This is a genomic window from Pseudomonas sp. FG29 (assembly GCF_057809355.1).
Genome location: NZ_JBMDJU010000025.1, coordinates 1 through 17709, shown reverse-complemented (window position 1 = coordinate 17709; position 17709 = coordinate 1). Strand labels below are relative to the sequence as shown.

At 63.5% G+C, this 17709-nt stretch carries 16 protein-coding genes and 1 riboswitch; of the genes, 11 read left to right on the top strand and 5 right to left on the bottom strand.

Annotation, left to right across the window (positions count from 1 at the left end; all coding sequences use genetic code 11):
• The first annotated feature begins 25 nt into the window (after positions 1–25).
• Positions 26–421 carry a DUF1090 domain-containing protein gene (locus ACODS1_RS20175; protein WP_322979400.1) on the top strand — a complete coding sequence of 132 codons (396 nt, stop codon included), beginning with the start codon at positions 26–28 and terminating at the stop codon, positions 419–421.
• Here the strand turns inward: ACODS1_RS20175 and ACODS1_RS20170 are convergent.
• The 3 genes from ACODS1_RS20170 to ACODS1_RS20160 all read right to left on the bottom strand — a co-directional run bounded on the left by ACODS1_RS20170 (position 415) and on the right by ACODS1_RS20160 (position 1893).
• Positions 415–864: a c-type cytochrome gene (locus ACODS1_RS20170; RefSeq protein WP_489087063.1), complete on the bottom strand. Its 450-nt coding sequence runs from the start codon at positions 862–864 to the stop codon at positions 415–417. The two genes, ACODS1_RS20175 and ACODS1_RS20170, sit on opposite strands and share 7 nt — an antisense overlap.
• 127 nt (positions 865–991) lie before the next feature.
• The gene (locus tag ACODS1_RS20165) at positions 992–1378 is read right to left on the bottom strand and encodes an MAPEG family protein (protein WP_489087062.1); all 387 of its coding nucleotides are present in this window, start codon (positions 1376–1378) and stop codon (positions 992–994) included.
• Between the two features lie 125 nt (positions 1379–1503).
• On the bottom strand, positions 1504–1893 hold the full coding sequence (locus ACODS1_RS20160; protein WP_116617730.1) for an acyl-CoA thioesterase: 390 nt from the start codon (positions 1891–1893) through the stop codon (positions 1504–1506).
• A gap of 183 nt (positions 1894–2076) precedes the next feature.
• Positions 2077–2228: riboswitch (S-adenosyl-L-homocysteine riboswitch) on the top strand.
• A 21-nt stretch (positions 2229–2249) separates the two neighbouring features.
• Between ACODS1_RS20160 and ahcY the strand changes: the two genes are divergently transcribed.
• The 7 genes from ahcY to rhlE2 all read left to right on the top strand — a co-directional run bounded on the left by ahcY (position 2250) and on the right by rhlE2 (position 11873).
• On the top strand, positions 2250–3641 hold the full coding sequence (ahcY, locus tag ACODS1_RS20155; RefSeq protein WP_489087061.1) for an adenosylhomocysteinase: 1392 nt from the start codon (positions 2250–2252) through the stop codon (positions 3639–3641).
• Positions 3642–3720: 79 nt separating this feature from the next.
• Positions 3721–4566 (top strand): methylenetetrahydrofolate reductase [NAD(P)H], encoded by an 846-nt coding sequence (gene metF, locus ACODS1_RS20150; RefSeq protein WP_322979404.1) that lies wholly within the window; start codon positions 3721–3723, stop codon positions 4564–4566.
• Between the two features lie 46 nt (positions 4567–4612).
• Positions 4613–6775 carry a PA5441 family protein gene (locus tag ACODS1_RS20145; protein WP_489087060.1) on the top strand — a complete coding sequence of 721 codons (2163 nt, stop codon included), beginning with the start codon at positions 4613–4615 and terminating at the stop codon, positions 6773–6775.
• Positions 6745–7515 carry a DUF3142 domain-containing protein gene (locus ACODS1_RS20140; RefSeq protein WP_489087059.1) on the top strand — a complete coding sequence of 257 codons (771 nt, stop codon included), beginning with the start codon at positions 6745–6747 and terminating at the stop codon, positions 7513–7515. The genes ACODS1_RS20145 and ACODS1_RS20140 overlap by 31 nt, the downstream gene beginning before the upstream one ends.
• Positions 7516–7587: 72 nt before the next feature.
• A complete protein-coding gene (gene ppnN / locus ACODS1_RS20135; RefSeq protein WP_322979407.1) occupies positions 7588–8961 on the top strand; it encodes a nucleotide 5'-monophosphate nucleosidase PpnN in 1374 nt (457 codons plus the stop codon).
• A 70-nt stretch (positions 8962–9031) separates the two neighbouring features.
• On the top strand, positions 9032–9787 hold the full coding sequence (locus tag ACODS1_RS20130; protein WP_416340135.1) for a substrate-binding periplasmic protein: 756 nt from the start codon (positions 9032–9034) through the stop codon (positions 9785–9787).
• Between the two features lie 202 nt (positions 9788–9989).
• Entirely contained in the window at positions 9990–11873 is a 1884-nt protein-coding gene (rhlE2, locus tag ACODS1_RS20125; protein ID WP_489087058.1) for an RNA helicase RhlE2, read from the top strand.
• A 139-nt stretch (positions 11874–12012) separates the two neighbouring features.
• On the opposite strand, the gene ACODS1_RS20120 is transcribed toward rhlE2, so the two are convergent.
• Together ACODS1_RS20120 and ACODS1_RS20115 are read right to left on the bottom strand one after the other, a co-directional pair.
• Positions 12013–12588, bottom strand: a complete 576-nt coding sequence (locus tag ACODS1_RS20120) for a YceI family protein (RefSeq protein WP_322979410.1) — start codon at positions 12586–12588, stop codon at positions 12013–12015.
• A 58-nt stretch (positions 12589–12646) separates the two neighbouring features.
• Positions 12647–13192 (bottom strand): cytochrome b, encoded by a 546-nt coding sequence (locus tag ACODS1_RS20115; RefSeq protein ID WP_322979411.1) that lies wholly within the window; start codon positions 13190–13192, stop codon positions 12647–12649.
• Positions 13193–13445: 253 nt separating this feature from the next.
• Between ACODS1_RS20115 and ACODS1_RS20110 the strand changes: the two genes are divergently transcribed.
• The 3 genes from ACODS1_RS20110 to ACODS1_RS20100 all read left to right on the top strand — a co-directional run bounded on the left by ACODS1_RS20110 (position 13446) and on the right by ACODS1_RS20100 (position 17348).
• Positions 13446–14849 carry an adenosylmethionine--8-amino-7-oxononanoate transaminase gene (locus ACODS1_RS20110; protein ID WP_489087057.1) on the top strand — a complete coding sequence of 468 codons (1404 nt, stop codon included), beginning with the start codon at positions 13446–13448 and terminating at the stop codon, positions 14847–14849.
• Between the two features lie 79 nt (positions 14850–14928).
• On the top strand, positions 14929–15648 hold the full coding sequence (locus ACODS1_RS20105) for a 16S rRNA (uracil(1498)-N(3))-methyltransferase (RefSeq protein ID WP_489087056.1): 720 nt from the start codon (positions 14929–14931) through the stop codon (positions 15646–15648).
• Positions 15649–15863: 215 nt separating this feature from the next.
• Complete coding sequence (locus ACODS1_RS20100; protein WP_322979414.1) at positions 15864–17348, top strand: alanine/glycine:cation symporter family protein; 1485 nt, start codon at positions 15864–15866, stop codon at positions 17346–17348.
• The last annotated feature ends 361 nt before the right edge of the window (positions 17349–17709 follow it).

Sequence of the window (17709 nt, the reverse complement as noted above, 5' to 3'; positions counted from 1 at the left end):
CAATAGGCACTCACGAGGAAGCGACATGATCCGTCAAGCGACCGCGCTCGGCCTGCTGCTCACTGCAACGCTGAACGTCACCCTGCCCCTGGCCGCCGAAGCCGACAAGGACTGCAACGACAAGCGCCGGGTATTGCAGGAAAAAATCGAAACCGCCCAGCGACAGGGCAACACGGCCGAACTGGATGGGCTGCACCGCGCCCTGGGCAACGTGGACGCCTACTGCAACGACGTCTCCCTGCATCGGCAGCGCCTGGCCAGCGTGGAAGAGGCGCGCCAGGAGGTCGAGCAGCGCAAGCTGGATCTGCGCGAAGCCATGGGCCAGGGCGACCCGGAGAAGATCGCCAAGCACCAGGCCAAACTGGCTGAGGCGCGCGCCGAGCTGGAACAGGCCGAGGCCGAAGCCCGCGCTGTTCAGTAAGCGCGAAATGCCTTGTGGCAGGCCTCGCAGCTGTCCTCGACACGCTGCACCGCCGGTTCCAGCGCCGAGCGACTCAGCGGCGGCGCGGTGGTGACCTGCACCAGCGCAGCCGTGGACGCCTCGAGATCGCGCGCCATCTGCTGGAAACGCTCCTGGCGCTGCCAGACCTCGTCGGTCGCCTGGCTGCGCTCGTCGTCCCGCACCTGCGGGAAGTGCTGCCAGGGCTCGCGGGACAGCGTGTCCAGCTTTGCGGCGCCGGCAATGAAGGCCGCTTCGTCGTAAGGAATGCGCGCGCGCAACATGCCGCCCAGATCCTCGCTGACCTTGAGCATCTGCTTGAACAGCGCCTGGCGTTTGCCCAGCGGCGAATTGGGATCGACACCGCCACAGGCGGCCAGCGTCAGGCAGGCACAGGCGACCAACAGGAACTTCTTCATCGTCATCGATACGACTTCCCGGCGAGAAGGGGGCGCCAGTATCACCACTTGCCGCAGCTAGGCCAAGCACGCAAATGTCGCACGAGCGTCCGCAGCCGCACCGCGTCAGCTCGGGTTCAGCTAGCCCGATGACTCAGGCGGCCACTAGGAACAACGCGACGATCAGCCCCATGCCGGCGAACCACAGCAGCGAGCGCAATACCCCCCAGCCGGCCAGGTAGCAGATGAAGTACAGCACCCGGCTGGCGATGAAGGCCATCGCCAACTGATCGAGCAACGCCTGCTCGGCGCCACCGGCCAGATGGGCGATGATCACCGCCGCAGCGAAAGCCGGGGTGACTTCGAAGCCATTGAGCTGAGCGTTGTTGGCCCGCTTGCGCCAGCCTTCCAGCGTACCCAAAAAGGCGCGTGGATCCTGGTTGGCCCGCGGGCCATAGCCAGGGCCGAGAAACTTGGCGGCAGCGGTGCCCAGGTAGGGCAGGAAGATGGCGATCAGTACGCACCAGTAGGCAAGGGTCATGACGGGCTTTCACGGTTGGGAACGGGAAGCCAAGCCTGCGCGAGCATCCCGCCCACGTCCATGACTGCCGCCACCGATGATGCCGGCGCTTCGGCCAAGCCTGCGGCCATCTTTGCCAGCGCGGCTCAGCCGGGGAAACGATCCTTGGCGTAGGTGATCGCCGTCTTGCCGTGAGGCGCCGGCAAGCCGTCCTCGCCGAGGTTGACGAACACCAGCTTGTCGATGGTCAGGATGCTCTTGCGGGTGACCTTGTTGCGCACCTCGCAGCACAGGGTGATGGAGGTACGACCGAACTCGGTGGCGGTGATGCCCAGTTCGATGATGTCGCTCTGCCGCGCCGAACTGACGAAGTTGATCTCGGAGATGAACTTGGTCACCACGCGCTGATTGTCGAGCTGAACGATGGCGTAGATTGCCGCTTCTTCATCGATCCATTTCAACAGGCTGCCACCGAACAGGGTGCCATTGGGGTTGAGGTCTTCGGGCTTGATCCACTTGCGAGTGTGGAAGTTCATGCAACGTCCTCCGTGCCAGATGGGGTGCCCATGATGCGCCGCCAACGCTGCGCTTGTCGCGGCATCGCCGGTTATCGGCTCGATAGCCCGCTGAATGCGACGGAAAACCTTGGGTGCCGCCGTTCGGCTCGCTATAATCCACACGTTTCACGCGACCGGCACCGCTCCGGTCGCTCCCGCCACCCGTCCGAGGGGCGCTGCAGCAACCTGGAAGATTTGTTTCGAATCCCAAGCCCCGCATTCCAGCAATGCTTCGCGGCAGATTCGAACCAGCCTTCCAGGCTGTCAGGCTCGGATGGGGCGTTATCCAAACGCATCAACGGCGCCCATTCGCAGACAACGAATGGAGAGCTTTCATGAGCGCTTTCAACGACTACAAGGTCGCCGATATTTCCCTGGCCGATTGGGGCCGCAAAGAACTGACCATCGCCGAATCCGAGATGCCGGCACTGATGGGCCTGCGCCGCAAGTACGCCGCCAGCCAACCGCTGAAAGGCGCGAAGATCCTCGGCTGCATCCACATGACCATCCAGACCGGCGTGCTGATCGAGACGCTGACCGCCCTGGGCGCCGAAGTGCGCTGGTCGTCCTGCAACATCTTCTCCACCCAGGATCAGGCCGCTGCCGCCATCGCCGCCGCCGGTATCCCGGTATTCGCCTGGAAGGGCGAGACCGAGCAGGAGTACGAGTGGTGCATCGAGCAGACCATCCTCAAGGATGGCCAGCCGTGGGACGCCAACATGGTGCTGGACGACGGCGGTGACCTGACCGAGATTCTGCACAAGAAATACCCGCAGATGCTCGAGCGCATCCACGGCATCACCGAAGAGACCACCACCGGTGTGCACCGCCTGCTCGACATGCTCAAGGCCGGCACCCTGAAAGTCCCGGCGATCAACGTCAACGACGCGGTCACCAAGAGCAAGAACGACAACAAGTACGGCTGCCGTCATAGCCTCAACGACGCCATCAAGCGCGGCACCGACCACCTGCTGTCGGGTAAGCAGGCGCTGGTCATCGGCTACGGCGACGTGGGCAAAGGCTCGGCGCAGTCGCTGCGTCAGGAAGGCATGATCGTCAAAGTCACCGAAGTCGACCCGATCTGCGCCATGCAGGCCTGCATGGACGGCTTCGAACTGGTATCGCCCTACATCGACGGCATCAACGATGGCAGCGAAGCCAGCATCGACAAGGCCCTGCTGGGCAAGATCGACCTGATCGTCACCACCACCGGTAACGTCAACGTCTGCGACGCCAACATGCTCAAGGCTCTGAAGAAGCGCGCCGTGGTGTGCAACATCGGCCACTTCGACAACGAGATCGACACCGCCTTCATGCGCAAGAACTGGGCGTGGGAAGAGGTCAAGCCGCAGGTGCACAAGATCCACCGCACCGGCGCCGGCAGCTTCGATCCGGCCAACGATGACTACCTGATCCTGCTGGCCGAAGGCCGTCTGGTGAACCTGGGCAACGCCACTGGCCACCCGAGCCGCATCATGGACGGCTCGTTCGCCAACCAGGTGCTGGCGCAGATCTTCCTGTTCGAGCAGAAGTTCGCCGACATGCCGACCGACAAAAAGGCCGCGCGCTTGACCGTCGAAGTGCTGCCGAAAAAGCTCGACGAAGAAGTCGCACTGGAAATGGTCAAGGGCTTCGGTGGCGTGGTCACCCAACTGACCAAGCAGCAGGCCGAGTACATCGGCGTGTCCGTGGAAGGCCCGTTCAAGCCGGACACCTATCGCTACTAAGGCCACAAGCTTCAGGCCGCAGGCTGCAGGCGAATCGCTTCGTCTGCAGCCTGTAGCCTGCCGCCCGAAGGAATTTCCCATGTCTCAAGAACGCCGTTACAGCTTCGAGTTCTTCCCCACCAAGACCGAAGCCGGGCATGAAAAACTGATGGAAGTCGCGCGCCAACTGGCGACCTACAACCCAGATTTCTTCTCCTGCACCTATGGCGCAGGCGGTTCGACCCGCGACCGTACACTCAACACCGTGCTGCAACTCGATGGCGAAGTGAAGGTGCCGACCGCACCGCACCTGTCCTGCGTCGGCGATACAAAAGCCGAGCTGAGCGAGTTGCTCAACCTGTACAAGAACGCCGGCATCAAGCGCATCGTCGCCCTGCGCGGCGATCTGCCGTCCGGTATGGGCATGGCCAGCGGCGAGCTGCGCTACGCCAACGAACTGGTCGAGTTCATCCGCAACGAAACCGGTGATCACTTCCATATCGAAGTCGCCGCCTACCCGGAAATGCATCCGCAGGCACGCAACTTCGAAAGCGACGTCGCCAACTTCGTGCGCAAGGCCAAGGCCGGCGCCGACAGCGCCATTACCCAGTACTTCTTCAACGCCGACAGCTACTTCTACTTCGTCGAACGCGTGCGCAAGTTCGGCGTGGATATCCCCGTGGTGCCGGGCATCATGCCGATCACCAACTACAGCAAGCTGGCGCGCTTCTCCGACGCCTGCGGCGCGGAGATCCCGCGCTGGGTGCGCAAGCAGCTGGAAGCCTACGGTGATGACAGCGACAGCATTCGCGCCTTCGGCGAGCAGGTGATCACCGAGATGTGCGAACGCCTGCTGCAAGGCGGCGCGCCGGGCCTGCACTTCTACAGCATGAACCTGGCCGGCCCCAGCCTGGCCATCTGGAACAACCTCGGTCTCAAACGCTGACGGGCAGGGAGCCGCACAGCGGCGCCCACGCTCAAGGACGAGCCCTATGACAATCAAACGCCTGTTCCTCCTCGCCCTGCTGGCTGGCCTGCATGCGCCCGCCGCACTGGCCAGCGCCGATATGACCTGCACACCGAGCTGGAAGCTGATTTCCGAGGACTTCTCGACGTGCAACAACCTGGCTTTTCTCAGCCCTGGCAATGACAGCCGCGTCAACCTGCAACTGCTGCTCGACGATGCCGGCTACCTGCATCTGAACCGTGACCCACAGGCCATCGATGGCTACGAATATGGCTATGGCCGGGTACCGTTCAGCCTCGGCATGCTCGACCCGGGCCGCCAGGAGACGCCAGCGAGCGACGTGGATGGGCAGCCGGCACCTGATCCGGATGTCACCTACCTGAGTGAGGCCCTGCAGCGTCTTGGCATCCCCAGCGAGGCCAGCACTTTCGCCGTTCAGCAGTTCGCCGATGGCGAGGGTAACCGCTGCCGCAGCAACGACCTGCTGGCCGTACGCGGCTTCATCGATGCGCTCGATGCAACGCCGCAACTGGCCGCGAGCGAAGCCCAGGCGCTGGCCCGCTCGCGTCTCAACCTGCTGAGCCTGTGCGGCGAAGGCGACCCGCAGCCACAAGACATCCTGCCGCCGGCGGCGCAGCTGCAGTCAGCCGCCAGCCAGGATTTCGGCCACTACCTGAGTGGCGCAGACGCGTTCTATCGCGGCGACCTCGACGCCGCCCAGCAGAGTTTCAGCTCACTGACAGACAACCAGCAGCCCTGGCTGCGGGAAACCGCGCATTACCTGCTCGGCCGTGTCGCACTGAATCAGGCGCAACTGAACGCGTTCGACGAATACGGCTTCTTCAGCCCGGAGCAGGTCGACAAGACGCACCTGGCAAGCAGCGAGAAAGCCTTCGAGCAGTACCTGCAGAGCTACCCCCAGGGGCTCTACAGCGACTCGGCACGCGGCCTGCTGCGCCGCGTCTACTGGCTTGCGGGCGATACCCGGCGCTTCGCGCAGGCTTTCGCCGAAGCGTTCAGCCAGCGCACCCAGCCGACCGACCTGCACGCCCTGATCGAAGAGCTGGACGGCAAGCTGCTTCCCGGCCTTGCGCCCGAAGCGGTGGAGGATCCCCTGCTGTTGGCCATGGTTGATCTGGTTCGCCTGCGCAATCCAGGCAGCGAACCACCACGGCTCAGCCTGGAAGAGTTGCAGGCTCAGCAACCGCGCTTCGCCAGCCGGCCCGGCCTGCATGCCTACCTAATGGCTGCCTGGCATTTCTATCGCGGCGGCAATGCCGAGCAGGCGCTTGCGGCCTTGCCGGAGGCCAGTAGCGGGCCGATGAACGTCCTCGTCTTCAGCCAGGAAACCCTGCGCGGCCTGGCCATGGAAGCCAAGGGCGATCTGCCAGGTGCCCAGCAGCATTGGCTGGCCCTGCTCGCACGCAGCGAGGATCCACTGCAGCAAGCCCAGTTGCAGTTGGCCCTGGCCCTGAACTACGAACGCAGCGGGCAGTTGGACAAGGTGTTTGCCGCCCACTCACCGATCACCACCGCGCCCATCCGCGAACGCCTGCTGGCCTACGGTGCCCGGGCCGACCTGCTGCGTCAGCGGGCTGACAGCGAACAGGCCGCGCCTGGCGAGCGCGAAACGGCGCTGTACACCCTGCTCTATCGCGACCTGAACGATGGCCTCTACGCCGACTTCCTGCGCGATGTCGCCCGCCTCCCCTACAAGCCGGCACAACCACCACAGCAGTTCGACCCGAATCTGTTCGCCTGGGCAGGCGGCAACGACGCCGGCTATGCCTGCCCGGCGCTAACCAAGGTCGTCGAGCGCCTGGCGGCCAATGCCGAAGACGCACAGGGCCTGCTGTGCCTGGGCGACTTCATCCGCGTCAACGGCCTCGACGGCCACAGCCTCGATCAACCGCCGCGCGCCGGCGAACTGGGCAGCGCGCCCAGCCAGTTCGAGGGCTCGCCCCATTCCCGCCTGGCCGGCTACCAGACGCTGATGAAAGCGCCCCAGGCCAGCCGCGACGACAAAGCCTATGCGCTGTTTCGCGCCATCAACTGCTACGCCCCCAGCGGCTACAACGGTTGTGACGCTCAGGACATCGCCAAGAGCGAGCGCAAGCAGTGGTTCCAGACCCTCAAGCGGCACTATGCGGACACCCCGTGGGCGCAGCAGCTCAAGTACTACTGGTAGGGTTATTGCTGCTGGCAACCTGCCTGCCGGCAGAGGCCGGGCGCGTCGATGCCGCCGACTACCAGGCCTTCTGGCTCTGGGCAGGCGTCAGGCCACAGCCGGTACTGGCGCAGGCCCACACGCTGTACGTGCTGCAAGGGCAGATCGACGGCCCGCGCCGCGCCGGTGATCCGCCCGCGCGCATGCAGGCGCAGAACCCAGCCATGCCCAGGCTGTCGAAAGACATCGAGGTGTGGCTGGTATATCGCGCTCACACATTGGATTGGAACGAGGCCGTCCACGCCCTGCTGCTGAAGCAGTTGCAACGCTGGCAGCGCGCGGGCAACCGAGTTGCAGGCATCCAGATCGACTTCGATGCACAGACCCTGCACTTGGATCGCTACGCGGCTTTTCTCGAGGATTTGCGTCGACGGCTACCAGCGCACTACCGCCTGGGCATCACTGGCCTGCTCGACTGGGCAGGCAACGCCGACCCGGCGGCACTGAACCGGCTCAGCGGCGTGATCGACGAAGTGGTGATGCAGACCTACCAGGGCCGCCACAGCATTACCGACCACGCGCGCTATCTGCCGAGCATCGCGCGGCTGCAGCTGCCGTTCCGCATCGGCCTGATACAAAACGGCCAGTGGCAGGCACCGGATTATCTAGAAAGCAGCCCATGGTTTCGCGGCTATGTGGTATTTCTGCTGAACCCGAGCGAAACCGACAGCCCACTCAACGACCGTCAACGGCGACCCTGAACAACCGATCAAGCAGTCGAAATTCTTCCGCGCCGGCTATCGACGCGACCTTGCCATCAAGGATTCTCCTACATGCTCAAACGCTCCACGATCAACGCCTCCGTCAGCCCCAAGGGCAGCCTGGAAACTCTCTCCCAACGCGAAGTGCAGCAATTGCGCGAAACCGGTTCCGGCAGCGTCTACCGCCTGTTCCGCCAGTGCGCCCTGGCGATCCTCAATACCGGTTCGCACAGCGACAACGCCAAGACCATCCTCGAGGCCTACCCGAATTTCGAGGTGAAGATTCACCAGCAGGATCGCGGCATCCGCCTGGAACTGCTCAACGCACCGGCGGACGCCTTCGTCGATGGCGAGATGATCGCCAGCACTCGCGAGATGCTGTTCAGCGCCCTGCGCGACATCGTCTTCACCCAGAGCGAGCTGGAGAACAAGCGCATCGACCTGGACAGCTCCGAAGGCATCACCGATTACGTCTTCCACCTGCTGCGCAACGCACGCACCCTGCGCAGCGGCGTCGAGCCGAAGATGGTGGTGTGCTGGGGCGGCCACTCGATCAGCACCGAGGAATACAAATACACCAAGAAGGTCGGCCACGAGCTCGGCCTGCGCGGCCTGGACATCTGCACCGGCTGCGGCCCGGGCGTGATGAAGGGGCCGATGAAGGGCGCCACCATCAGCCACGCCAAGCAGCGCAACCTCAAGGGCCGCTACCTGGGGCTGACCGAGCCGGGCATCATCGCCGCCGAGGCGCCAAACCCGATCGTCAACGAGCTGGTGATCCTGCCGGACATCGAGAAGCGCCTGGAGGCCTTCGTCCGCGTCGGCCACGGCATCATCATCTTCCCTGGCGGTGCCGGCACGGCCGAGGAGTTTCTCTACCTGCTGGGCATCCTCACCCACCCGGACAACCAGGATCTGCCCTTCCCGGTCATCCTCACCGGGCCGAAGAGTGCCGCTGCCTACATGGAGCAGTTGCATGCATTCATCGGCGCTGCACTGGGCGAAGCAGCGCAGCAGCGCTACCGCATCATCCTCAACGATCCAGCTGAGGTGGCGCGTGCGATGCACGCCGGCATCCGTGAAGTGGAGCGCTTCCGCCGCGAGCGCAACGACGCCTTCCACTTCAACTGGCTGCTGAAGATCGACGAGGGCTTCCAGCATCCCTTCGAACCGACCCACGAAGCCATGGCCGGACTCAACCTGACCCGCCAGCAGCCGCTGCATGAGCTGGCCGCCAACCTGCGCCGCGCCTTCTCCGGCATCGTCGCCGGCAACGTCAAGGAGAACGGCATTCGCCTGATCGAGGAACACGGCCCCTACGAGATCAAGGGCGAGCCCGGCATCATGCAACCGCTGGATCGACTGCTGCAGGCCTTCGTCGAGCAACACCGCATGAAACTCCCGGGCGGCAGCGCCTACGAACCCTGCTACCGCATCGTCTCCTGATCGCCGGTCGTTCAGCGGACAAACCCGCTGAACGCTTTCACCGGATCGGCAAAGTGGTTAATCTGGCGCGATGCCAGTATTTCAGCGCCAAATTATTGCCACACTTCTATTGTGGGGACTCAGCCTCTGCGCCCAGGCGAAAACCCTTCGCCTGGTCACCGAGGCATGGCCGCCTTACGTCTTCGAGCAGGAAGGCCAGCCTGCGGGGCTGGACTACGAAGTCACCCGCGAGGTGCTCAAGCGCCTGAACATCGATCTGCAGCTGCAGTTCATGCCCTGGAAGCGCTGCCTGCTGGCCATGGATCAAGACCTGGCCGATGGCATTCTCGACATCTTCCGCAAGCCGGAACGCGAAGCGCACATGCAGTTCGTCGACGAGCCACTCAGCGATATCGAGTTCGTGCTGTTCTTCGCCCGCAGTCGTCCGTTCCCGTTTCGTGATCTGGCGGATCTGCACGGTCGGGTGATCGGCACCTCGCCCGGCTACTGGTACCACAACGACGCCTTCCAGACTTCCAGCGCATTCATCCTCGAAGAAGCCCCGACCCATGAAGCCAACTTCGGCAAGCTGGTGCGGCATCGCATCGACCTGGTGGTCAATGACCGACGTACGGGGCTCATGCTGAGCCAGCAGATGGGGTTGGAAACGGAGATCGGCTACAACGCCACGGTACTGGGTCGCGATCGCCTGTTTCTGGCGCTGCGCAAGACACCCGAGCTGCGGCAGATGGCCGGAGCATTCGCCCGAGAGCTGCGTCGCTTCAAGACCGAACCGAGCTACCAGCGCTTGCGGCAACGCTACCTCGAGTCGCTCGAGCACCCCTGAACGCTCAGGCCGTGACCTATCCGACAGGCTGAGGGATGCGCAAGCCGCATGCTCTGTTATACTCGGGCCTTCCCGCCAGGCTTGCGCCCGGATGCTGATTCTCGGAAATCAGCAGTACCGGACGGGATCATGCCCCCCAACGCGTGATTCAAGCCAGGCTCTACACCCCCAGGGCCACGCCCTCACTAGTACAGGATTGCTCATGTCCTTTGCCTCCCTCGGTCTCTCCGAGGCTTTAGTCCGTGCGGTCGAATCCGCCGGCTACACCCAACCCACTCCGGTGCAACAGCGGGCCATTCCCGCCGTGTTGCAAGGTCGCGACCTTATGGTGGCGGCCCAGACGGGTACAGGTAAGACGGGCGGCTTCGCCCTGCCGATCCTCGAGCGCCTGTTCCCGGGCGGCCATCCGGATCGCGAACAACGTCACGGCCCGAAACAACCGCGCGTACTGGTGCTGACACCGACCCGCGAGCTGGCCGCCCAGGTGCACGACAGCTTCAAGATCTACGCCCGTGACCTGAAATTCGTCAGCGCCTGCATCTTCGGCGGTGTCGGCATGAACCCGCAGGTGCAGGCCCTGGCCAAGGGCGTCGACGTGCTCGTCGCCTGCCCCGGTCGCCTGCTCGACCTGGCCAACCAGAAAGCCATCGACCTGTCGCATGTAGAAATTCTCGTGCTCGACGAAGCCGACCGCATGCTCGACATGGGCTTCATCCACGACGTCAAGAAGGTGCTGGCCAAGCTGCCCACCCAGCGCCAGAATCTGCTGTTTTCGGCGACCTTCTCCAAGGACATCACCGACCTGGCCGGCAAGCTGCTGCACAACCCGGAACGCATCGAGGTCACGCCGCCGAACACCACGGTCGAGCGCATCGAACAGCGCGCGTTCCGTCTGGCCGCCAGCCACAAGCGCGCGCTGCTCGCCCACCTGATCACCCAGGGCGCCTGGGAACAGGTGCTGGTGTTCACCCGTACCAAGCACGGTGCCAACCGCCTGGCCGAATACCTCGACAAGCACGGTTTGCCGGCTGCTGCGATCCACGGCAACAAGAGCCAGAACGCACGCACCAAGGCCCTGGCCGACTTCAAGGCGAACAAGGTGCGTATCCTCGTCGCCACCGATATCGCCGCACGCGGCCTGGATATCGATCAACTGCCGCATGTGGTCAACTTCGAGCTGCCCAACGTCGAGGAAGACTACGTGCACCGCATCGGCCGTACCGGTCGTGCCGGCCGCAGCGGTGAGGCCATTTCCCTGGTCGCTCCGGACGAGGAGAAACTGCTCAAGAGCATCGAGCGGATGACCAAGCAGAAGATCCCCGACGGTGATCTGCTGGGCTTCGACGCCAGTGCCGTGGAAGCGGAGCGTCCGGAAGTGCGCGAACCACGCCAGCCGCGTGGCGGGCAACGCGGCCAGAAACCGCAGAAAGCCCAGAACGGCGGCGAAGGCAAAGCCAAGGCCGAACATGACAATGGCGGCCGCAAGGACAAGGGCAAGGACGCAGGCAAGGAGCAGCCAGCCAAACCGCGCCGCGACCGCAAGCGCCGCACGCCCAAGAGCGACGGCGCAACGGCCAGCCCTGCCGCGCCGGCACTGCCGCCGAACCGTGACCCGGAGGAGTTTCTCGACGACGAGATCGACAACTTCGGTAACCGCGTCGACTACGTCAGCCCCAACCAGAACAAGTCGCAGCGTGGCCGTCGTGGCGGCGCCCCAGCGGGTGCAGCCCAAGGTGCTCCGCGCCCGGCCAACAAACCACCGCGCAACAATGGCGGCGCCAAGCCAGCAGGCCAAGGCCAGGGTGGCAAGAACCGTCGCCAGGGCGCAGGCAGCGGCGGACAGGGTCGCAACGGCGGTGGGGCACGTCGCCCCGCTCACGATGGCCGCGTTACCTCGCTGGATCGCGATGAGCTGCCACGCTCTGAAGCAGCCGTGCGCAACCCGCGCGAACGTCAGCCGGTCATCGTGCACAAGAGCTCGCGCCTGGATCGCTTCCCGACGCCGGAACAGCTCGACGAACTGGCCACCAGCAGCCGTCCGCGTGGCGAGAAGCCGGCCCTGCTGACGCGCAACCGCGACGAATAAGCGCGCGTAGCAGCAACGAAAACGCCGCCCCTAGGGGCGGCGTTTTTGTTATTGCCAGAGGCAAGCGGATGCACGGCTGAATAGCCCTCTCCCATATGTGGGAGAGGGTCATCAGCCAGGCCGCAAGCGGCCGCTTTCTTTACTGACGAACACCTTCGATGGAGATGATCAGCTCGACGGTTTCCGAAGCCGGGCCGAGATCCATGGAAATGTCGAAGTCCTTCATCTTGATGGTGGTGGTACCTTCGAAGCCGGCGCGGTAGCCGCCCCACGGATCCTTGCCTTCGCCGATGAACTTGGCGGCGAATACGACCGGCTTGGTCACGCCGTTCAGCGTCAGGTTACCGGTGACGTCAGCGGTGCCTTCACCGGTGGACTTGACCGAGGTGGACTCGAAAGTCGCGGTGTCGTGGGCCGCGACGTTGAGGAAGTCGGCGCTGCGGATGTGCTTGTCACGCTCGGCGTGGTTGGTGTCGACGCTGGCGGTCTTCAGGGTCACGCTGACCTTGCTGGCCTCGGGCTTGGCCGCATCGAAGCTGAACTTGCCGTCGAAATCCTTGAAGGTACCGTACAGCCAGCTGTAGCCCAGGTGGCTGATCTTGAAGTTGACGAAGGCGTGCTGGCCCTTCTTGTCGATCACGTAATCGGCAGCCATGGCCTGAGCGCCGATCAGAGCGGAACCGAGCACCAGCGCGGCGAGAGTTTTCTTCAGCATCTTGAGTCTCCTTGCAGGTCGTATCGAAAGTGGGGCAAGCCGTTTGCCCGAGATGGATTCAACGTCCGAACATGCGCAGCAACGTGCTGTCGCGGTCGATGAAGTGATGTTTGAGCGCCGCCAGGCCGTGGACACCGGCAAAGATCACCAGCCCCCAGGCAAGAATGCGATGAATGTCGCCAGCCACGTCTTCCTGGTCGGGAATGCCGGTGAACGTGGCGGGCACGGTGAACAGGCCGAACACCTCGATGCCACGGCCATCGGCGGTGGAAATCAGGTAACCGGTGATCATCACGCCGAACAGGCCCAGATACAGCAGCCCGTGGCCGAGCTTGGAGGCCAGACGGGTCATGGCACCGTGGCTGGCCAGCGCTGCCGGCGAGGGATTGAGCAGACGCCAGAGCACCCGCAGCAGCATCAGACCGAACAGCAGCAGGCCGATGCTCTTGTGCAGGTCGGGCGCCTCTTGCCGCCACGGATCGTAGTAGCTCAAGCCCACCATCCAGTAACCGAGGGCGAAAAGCCCGAAGACCGCCAGAGCCACCAGCCAGTGCAGCGAAATGCTGACCAGACCATAACGAGCGGGAGAGTTGCGCCACTGCATGCCATGTATCCCTGATAAGGAAGTGGAGAAAGGTTATCGATAAAAGCATCGAATTAAAGGGGAATTTTTCGCTTGGAAATATCGAGAAATACGATAACTAAATGCCTGATTCCAGCGCGACCTCGTTAGTGACAAACGGGATGACAAAGTTGCTCGTCTGCCGCCAGGCGGCTCGGTTAGAGGGATGGGTGGCAATGGGTGAAACCGGGCGAGCATCTGCTAGGCTGTGCGGCCGAGAATTGGGAGAACCGTCATGAGCCTGAACGACCAGTGGATGCAGCGCGACCTCGAGGTGCTGTGGCACCCCTGCACCCAGATGAAGGATCACGAACGCCTGCCACTGATCCCGATTCGACGCGGCCAGGGCGTGTGGCTGGAAGACTTCGACGGCAAGCGCTACCTCGATGCGGTCAGCTCCTGGTGGGTCAATGTCTTCGGTCACGGCAACCCGCGTATCAATGCACGCATCCGTGAGCAACTGGAAAGCCTGGAGCACGTGATGCTCGCCGGCTTCACCCATGAGCCCGTGGTCGAACTGTCCGAACGCCTGGTGCAGATCACCCCGGATGGGCTGAACAAGGTGTTCTACGCCGACAACGGCTCCTCGGGTATCGAAGTGGCGCTGAAGATGAGCTTCCACTACTGGCTCAACAGCGGCCAGGCCGGCAAGAAGCGCTTCATCACCCTGAGCAACAGCTACCACGGTGAAACGGTGGCGGCCATGTCGGTCGGCGACGTGTCGCTGTTCACCGACACCTACAAGGCGCTGCTGCTCGACACCCTCAAGGTGCCCAGCCCGGACTGCTATCTGCGCCCCGAGGGCGTGAGCTGGGAGGAGCATTCGCGCGTCATGTTCGCCCATATGGAGCAGGCGCTGGCAGAACACCACCACGAAGTCGCCGCCGTGATCGTCGAGCCGTTGATCCAGGGAGCGGGCGGCATGCGCATGTACCACCCGATCTACCTCAAGCTGCTGCGCGAGGCCTGCGATCGCTATGGCGTGCACCTGATCCATGACGAAATCGCCGTTGGCTTTGGTCGCACCGGCACGATGTTCGCCTGCGAGCAGGCCGGCATCACCCCGGATTTTCTGGTGCTGTCCAAGGCGCTGACCGGCGGTTACCTGCCGATGGCCGCCGTGCTCACCACCGATCAGGTCTACAGCGCCTTCTACGACGACTACGCCACGCTGCGCGCCTTCCTCCATTCACACACCTATACCGGTAATCCGCTGGCCTGCGCGGCTGCCCTGGCGACCCTGGACATCTTCCGTGATGACGATGTGATCGAACGCAACAAGGCACTGGCTGCGCGCATGGCGAGCGCAACGGCGCACCTGGTCGACCACCCGCATGTCGCCGAAGTACGCCAGACCGGCATGGCCCTGGCCATCGAGATGGTCGCCGACAAGGCCAGCAAGACCGCCTATCCCTGGCAGCAGCGCCGCGGCCTGGCGGTTTACCAGCACGCCCTGTCGCGCGGCGCGCTGCTGCGCCCGCTGGGCAGCGTGGTGTACTTCCTGCCGCCGTACGTGATCACCCCGCAAGAGATCGACTTTCTCGCCGAGGTGGCCAGCGAAGGCATCGACATCGCCACCCGAGAATCGATCAGCGTGGCGGTGGACAACCGCTACCCCGATCATCGCGATCCGGGCTGAAACGGCCACGGGCTTCAGGCCGTACGCTGCAGGCGTTAGACTGCGCGCCTAAAGCCTGCTGCCTGTAGCCTGAAGCCCTATGCGCCTATCCCGTTTCTTCATCGATGCTCCACTCTCCCTCGGCCAACACGAACTACCCGAGGCTCAGGCCCACTACATCGGCCGCGTGCTGCGCCATGCAGTCGGCGACGCCGTGCAATTGTTCGATGGCAGTGGCCAGGAATACCTCGGCGAACTGATCGAGGTGGGTAAGAAGAACGTAAGGGTCGAGTTGCGCGAGGCGTTCACCGGCCTGGCCGAGTCGCCACTGCGCATCCATCTGGGCCAGGGCCTGTCGCGTGGCGAGCGAATGGACTGGGCCATTCAGAAAGCCACCGAGCTGGGTGCCAGCGAGATCACCCCGATCGTTTCCGAGCGCTGCGAGGTGCGTCTGAAGGACGAGCGCGCCGACAAGCGCATGGCCCATTGGCGCCAGGTGGCGATCAGCGCCTGCGAGCAGTGCGGCCGCTCGGTGCTGCCGGTGATTCATCCGCCGCTGGAACTGGCGGCCTGGTTGCAACAGGTCGAGGCCGCTTTGAAGCTGGTGCTGCACCCGGTTGCAGAACCCTGGGCCGGTCACGTTCCGCCGCGTTCACTGGCATTTCTGATCGGTCCGGAAGGCGGCTTGAGCGATGCCGAAGTCGACCAAGCCAAGGGCGCAAACTTCCACGCCGCCCGCCTGGGGCCACGCGTCCTGCGTACGGAGACCGCCCCCGTGGTGGCGCTTAGCATCGCACAGCAGCTGTGGGGCGACTTGTAGGGAGGAAATGTCGCCTCGACGTAACAAAATGTGACCTCAAGAGATTGCAAGCCGGGCAGTCTTTGTCATGCTCTGCGCGCCGCGTGCGCGACCTGCTTTACCAGCAACCTGCGCCCGGCTGAGGCCGGCGCCTGAGCTGCGTCGCCCCTCTTCCAATAACAAATCAACGGGTAACGGCTCCGCCCAAAAGGCGACCGCAAGCCCAGGAGCATTGCATGAACGAACTGGTCTCGACCCTCAACGGTCTGGTCTGGAGCCCGGCGCTGATTTACCTCTGTCTCGGCGTGGGTCTCTACTTCTCTCTGCGCGGTCGCTTTCTCCAGGTCCGTCACTTCAAGGAAATGATTCGCCTGATGTTCGCCGGGCGTACCGACGAACACGGCATCACCTCGTTCCAGGCACTGACCATGACCCTCGCCGGTCGCGTCGGTACCGGCAACATCGCCGGTGTGGCCACCGCCATCACCTTCGGTGGCCCGGGCGCCGTGTTCTGGATGTGGATGGTCGCCTTCCTCGGCGCCAGCTCGGCATTCGTCGAATCCACCCTCGGCCAGGTGTACAAGGAGAAGCTCAACGGTGAATACCGCGGTGGCCCGGCCTTCTACATCGAGCGCGGCCTGGGTCTGAAGTGGTACGCCTGGCTGTTCGCCATCGTCACCGTATTCGCCTGCGGCCTGCTGCTGCCGGGCGTGCAGGCCAACTCCATCGCCTCCAGCGCCAACACCGCCTTCGGTATCGATCCGAACGTCACCGCAGCCGCACTGGCCGTGCTGATCGGCCTGATCATCTTCGGCGGCGTCAAGCGCATCGCCCACTTCACCCAGGTGGTGGTGCCGTTCATGGCGCTGGGCTACATCCTGGTCGCCCTGGTGATCATCCTGCTGAACATCGGCCAACTGCCGGATGTGCTCGCGCTGATCTTCAAGAGTGCCTTCGGTATGGACGCTGGTTTCGGCGCCATTCTCGGTATGGCCATTCAGTGGGGCGTGAAACGCGGCGTCTACTCCAACGAAGCTGGCCAGGGCACCGGCCCGCACGCCTCGTCCGCCGCGGCTGTCAGCCACCCGGCCAAGCAGGGTCTGGTGCAGGGCTTCTCGGTCTATGTCGACACCCTGTTCGTCTGCTCGGCCACCGCCTTCATGCTGCTGATCACTGGTCAGTACAACGTGCAGGCGCCAGACGGTAGCGCGCTGTTCACCGGTATCGCCGGTGTCGCCGCTGGCCCGGGTTACGTGCAGACGGCCATGGAGAATATGATGCCCGGCTTCGGCAATGCCTTCGTCGCCATTGCCCTGTTCTTCTTCGCCTTCACCACCATCCTGGCGTACTACTACATCGCCGAGACCAACATCGCCTACATCAACCGCAAGGTGAACCGCCCCATCCTCACCCTGCTGCTGAAGTTCGGCATCATTGCCGCAACTGTCTACGGTACCGTGCACAGTGCCACCTTCGCCTGGGATCTGGGTGACCTCGGTGTGGGCCTGATGGCTTGGCTGAACATCATCGCCATCATCCTGATGCACAAGGTTGCCTACAAGTGCCTGAAGGACTACGAAGAGCAGCAGGATCAGGGCAAGGATCCGGTGTTCCACCCCGAGAAACTCGGCATCAAGAATGCTGACTACTGGGGCAATCACACCTCGGAAGACAACCTCGCCGCCGAGAAGGCTGAAGAAGCGCAGCAATCGCAGCGCTGATGCGCCTATAGAGTCGCCCGGGCTGAGCCCTGGGTGACACTGGCAGCACCCTAGAAATCCGATGTCGCCATGGCGGCATCGGATTTTTTGTTTCTGGTGTATTGGGTAAGGCGGTTTCCTGCGTCTGGAACTATTGGTTTCACTCGGCAGCAGTAGGGCGGATCGGAGCGCCGCATGGCTGGCTTGATACCGGACTGGCAAGTTTGTGTGTGATCTTTTTGGTATGTGTTGGTGTTCTGGGCGCCGCTACGGCGTGTTCAGATATCCCGGGTTTCGCCCCCTCGGGCGACTTACTTTTCTTTGAGCTGCGCAAAGAAAAGTAAGCAAAAGAAACGCACCCCCGCCATCCGGGTCTCGCTGC

Excerpts from the sequence above, each read along its gene's own strand:
- ahcY (WP_489087061.1), top strand. The coding sequence starts at position 2,250 with ATGAGCGCTTTCAACGACTACAAGGTCGCCGATATTTCCCTGGCCGAT.
- ACODS1_RS20100 (WP_322979414.1), top strand. The coding sequence starts at position 15,864 with ATGAACGAACTGGTCTCGACCCTCAACGGTCTGGTCTGGAGCCCGGCG.
- ACODS1_RS20130 (WP_416340135.1), top strand. The coding sequence starts at position 9,032 with ATGCCAGTATTTCAGCGCCAAATTATTGCCACACTTCTATTGTGGGGA.
- ACODS1_RS20110 (WP_489087057.1), top strand. The coding sequence starts at position 13,446 with ATGAGCCTGAACGACCAGTGGATGCAGCGCGACCTCGAGGTGCTGTGG.
- metF (WP_322979404.1), top strand. The coding sequence starts at position 3,721 with ATGTCTCAAGAACGCCGTTACAGCTTCGAGTTCTTCCCCACCAAGACC.
- ACODS1_RS20105 (WP_489087056.1), top strand. The coding sequence starts at position 14,929 with ATGCGCCTATCCCGTTTCTTCATCGATGCTCCACTCTCCCTCGGCCAA.
- ACODS1_RS20145 (WP_489087060.1), top strand. The coding sequence starts at position 4,613 with ATGACAATCAAACGCCTGTTCCTCCTCGCCCTGCTGGCTGGCCTGCAT.
- ACODS1_RS20165 (WP_489087062.1), bottom strand. The coding sequence starts at position 1,378 with ATGACCCTTGCCTACTGGTGCGTACTGATCGCCATCTTCCTGCCCTAC.
- ppnN (WP_322979407.1), top strand. The coding sequence starts at position 7,588 with ATGCTCAAACGCTCCACGATCAACGCCTCCGTCAGCCCCAAGGGCAGC.
- ACODS1_RS20175 (WP_322979400.1), top strand. The coding sequence starts at position 26 with ATGATCCGTCAAGCGACCGCGCTCGGCCTGCTGCTCACTGCAACGCTG.
- ACODS1_RS20115 (WP_322979411.1), bottom strand. The coding sequence starts at position 13,192 with ATGCAGTGGCGCAACTCTCCCGCTCGTTATGGTCTGGTCAGCATTTCG.
- ACODS1_RS20160 (WP_116617730.1), bottom strand. The coding sequence starts at position 1,893 with ATGAACTTCCACACTCGCAAGTGGATCAAGCCCGAAGACCTCAACCCC.
- ACODS1_RS20170 (WP_489087063.1), bottom strand. The coding sequence starts at position 864 with ATGACGATGAAGAAGTTCCTGTTGGTCGCCTGTGCCTGCCTGACGCTG.
- rhlE2 (WP_489087058.1), top strand. The coding sequence starts at position 9,990 with ATGTCCTTTGCCTCCCTCGGTCTCTCCGAGGCTTTAGTCCGTGCGGTC.
- ACODS1_RS20120 (WP_322979410.1), bottom strand. The coding sequence starts at position 12,588 with ATGCTGAAGAAAACTCTCGCCGCGCTGGTGCTCGGTTCCGCTCTGATC.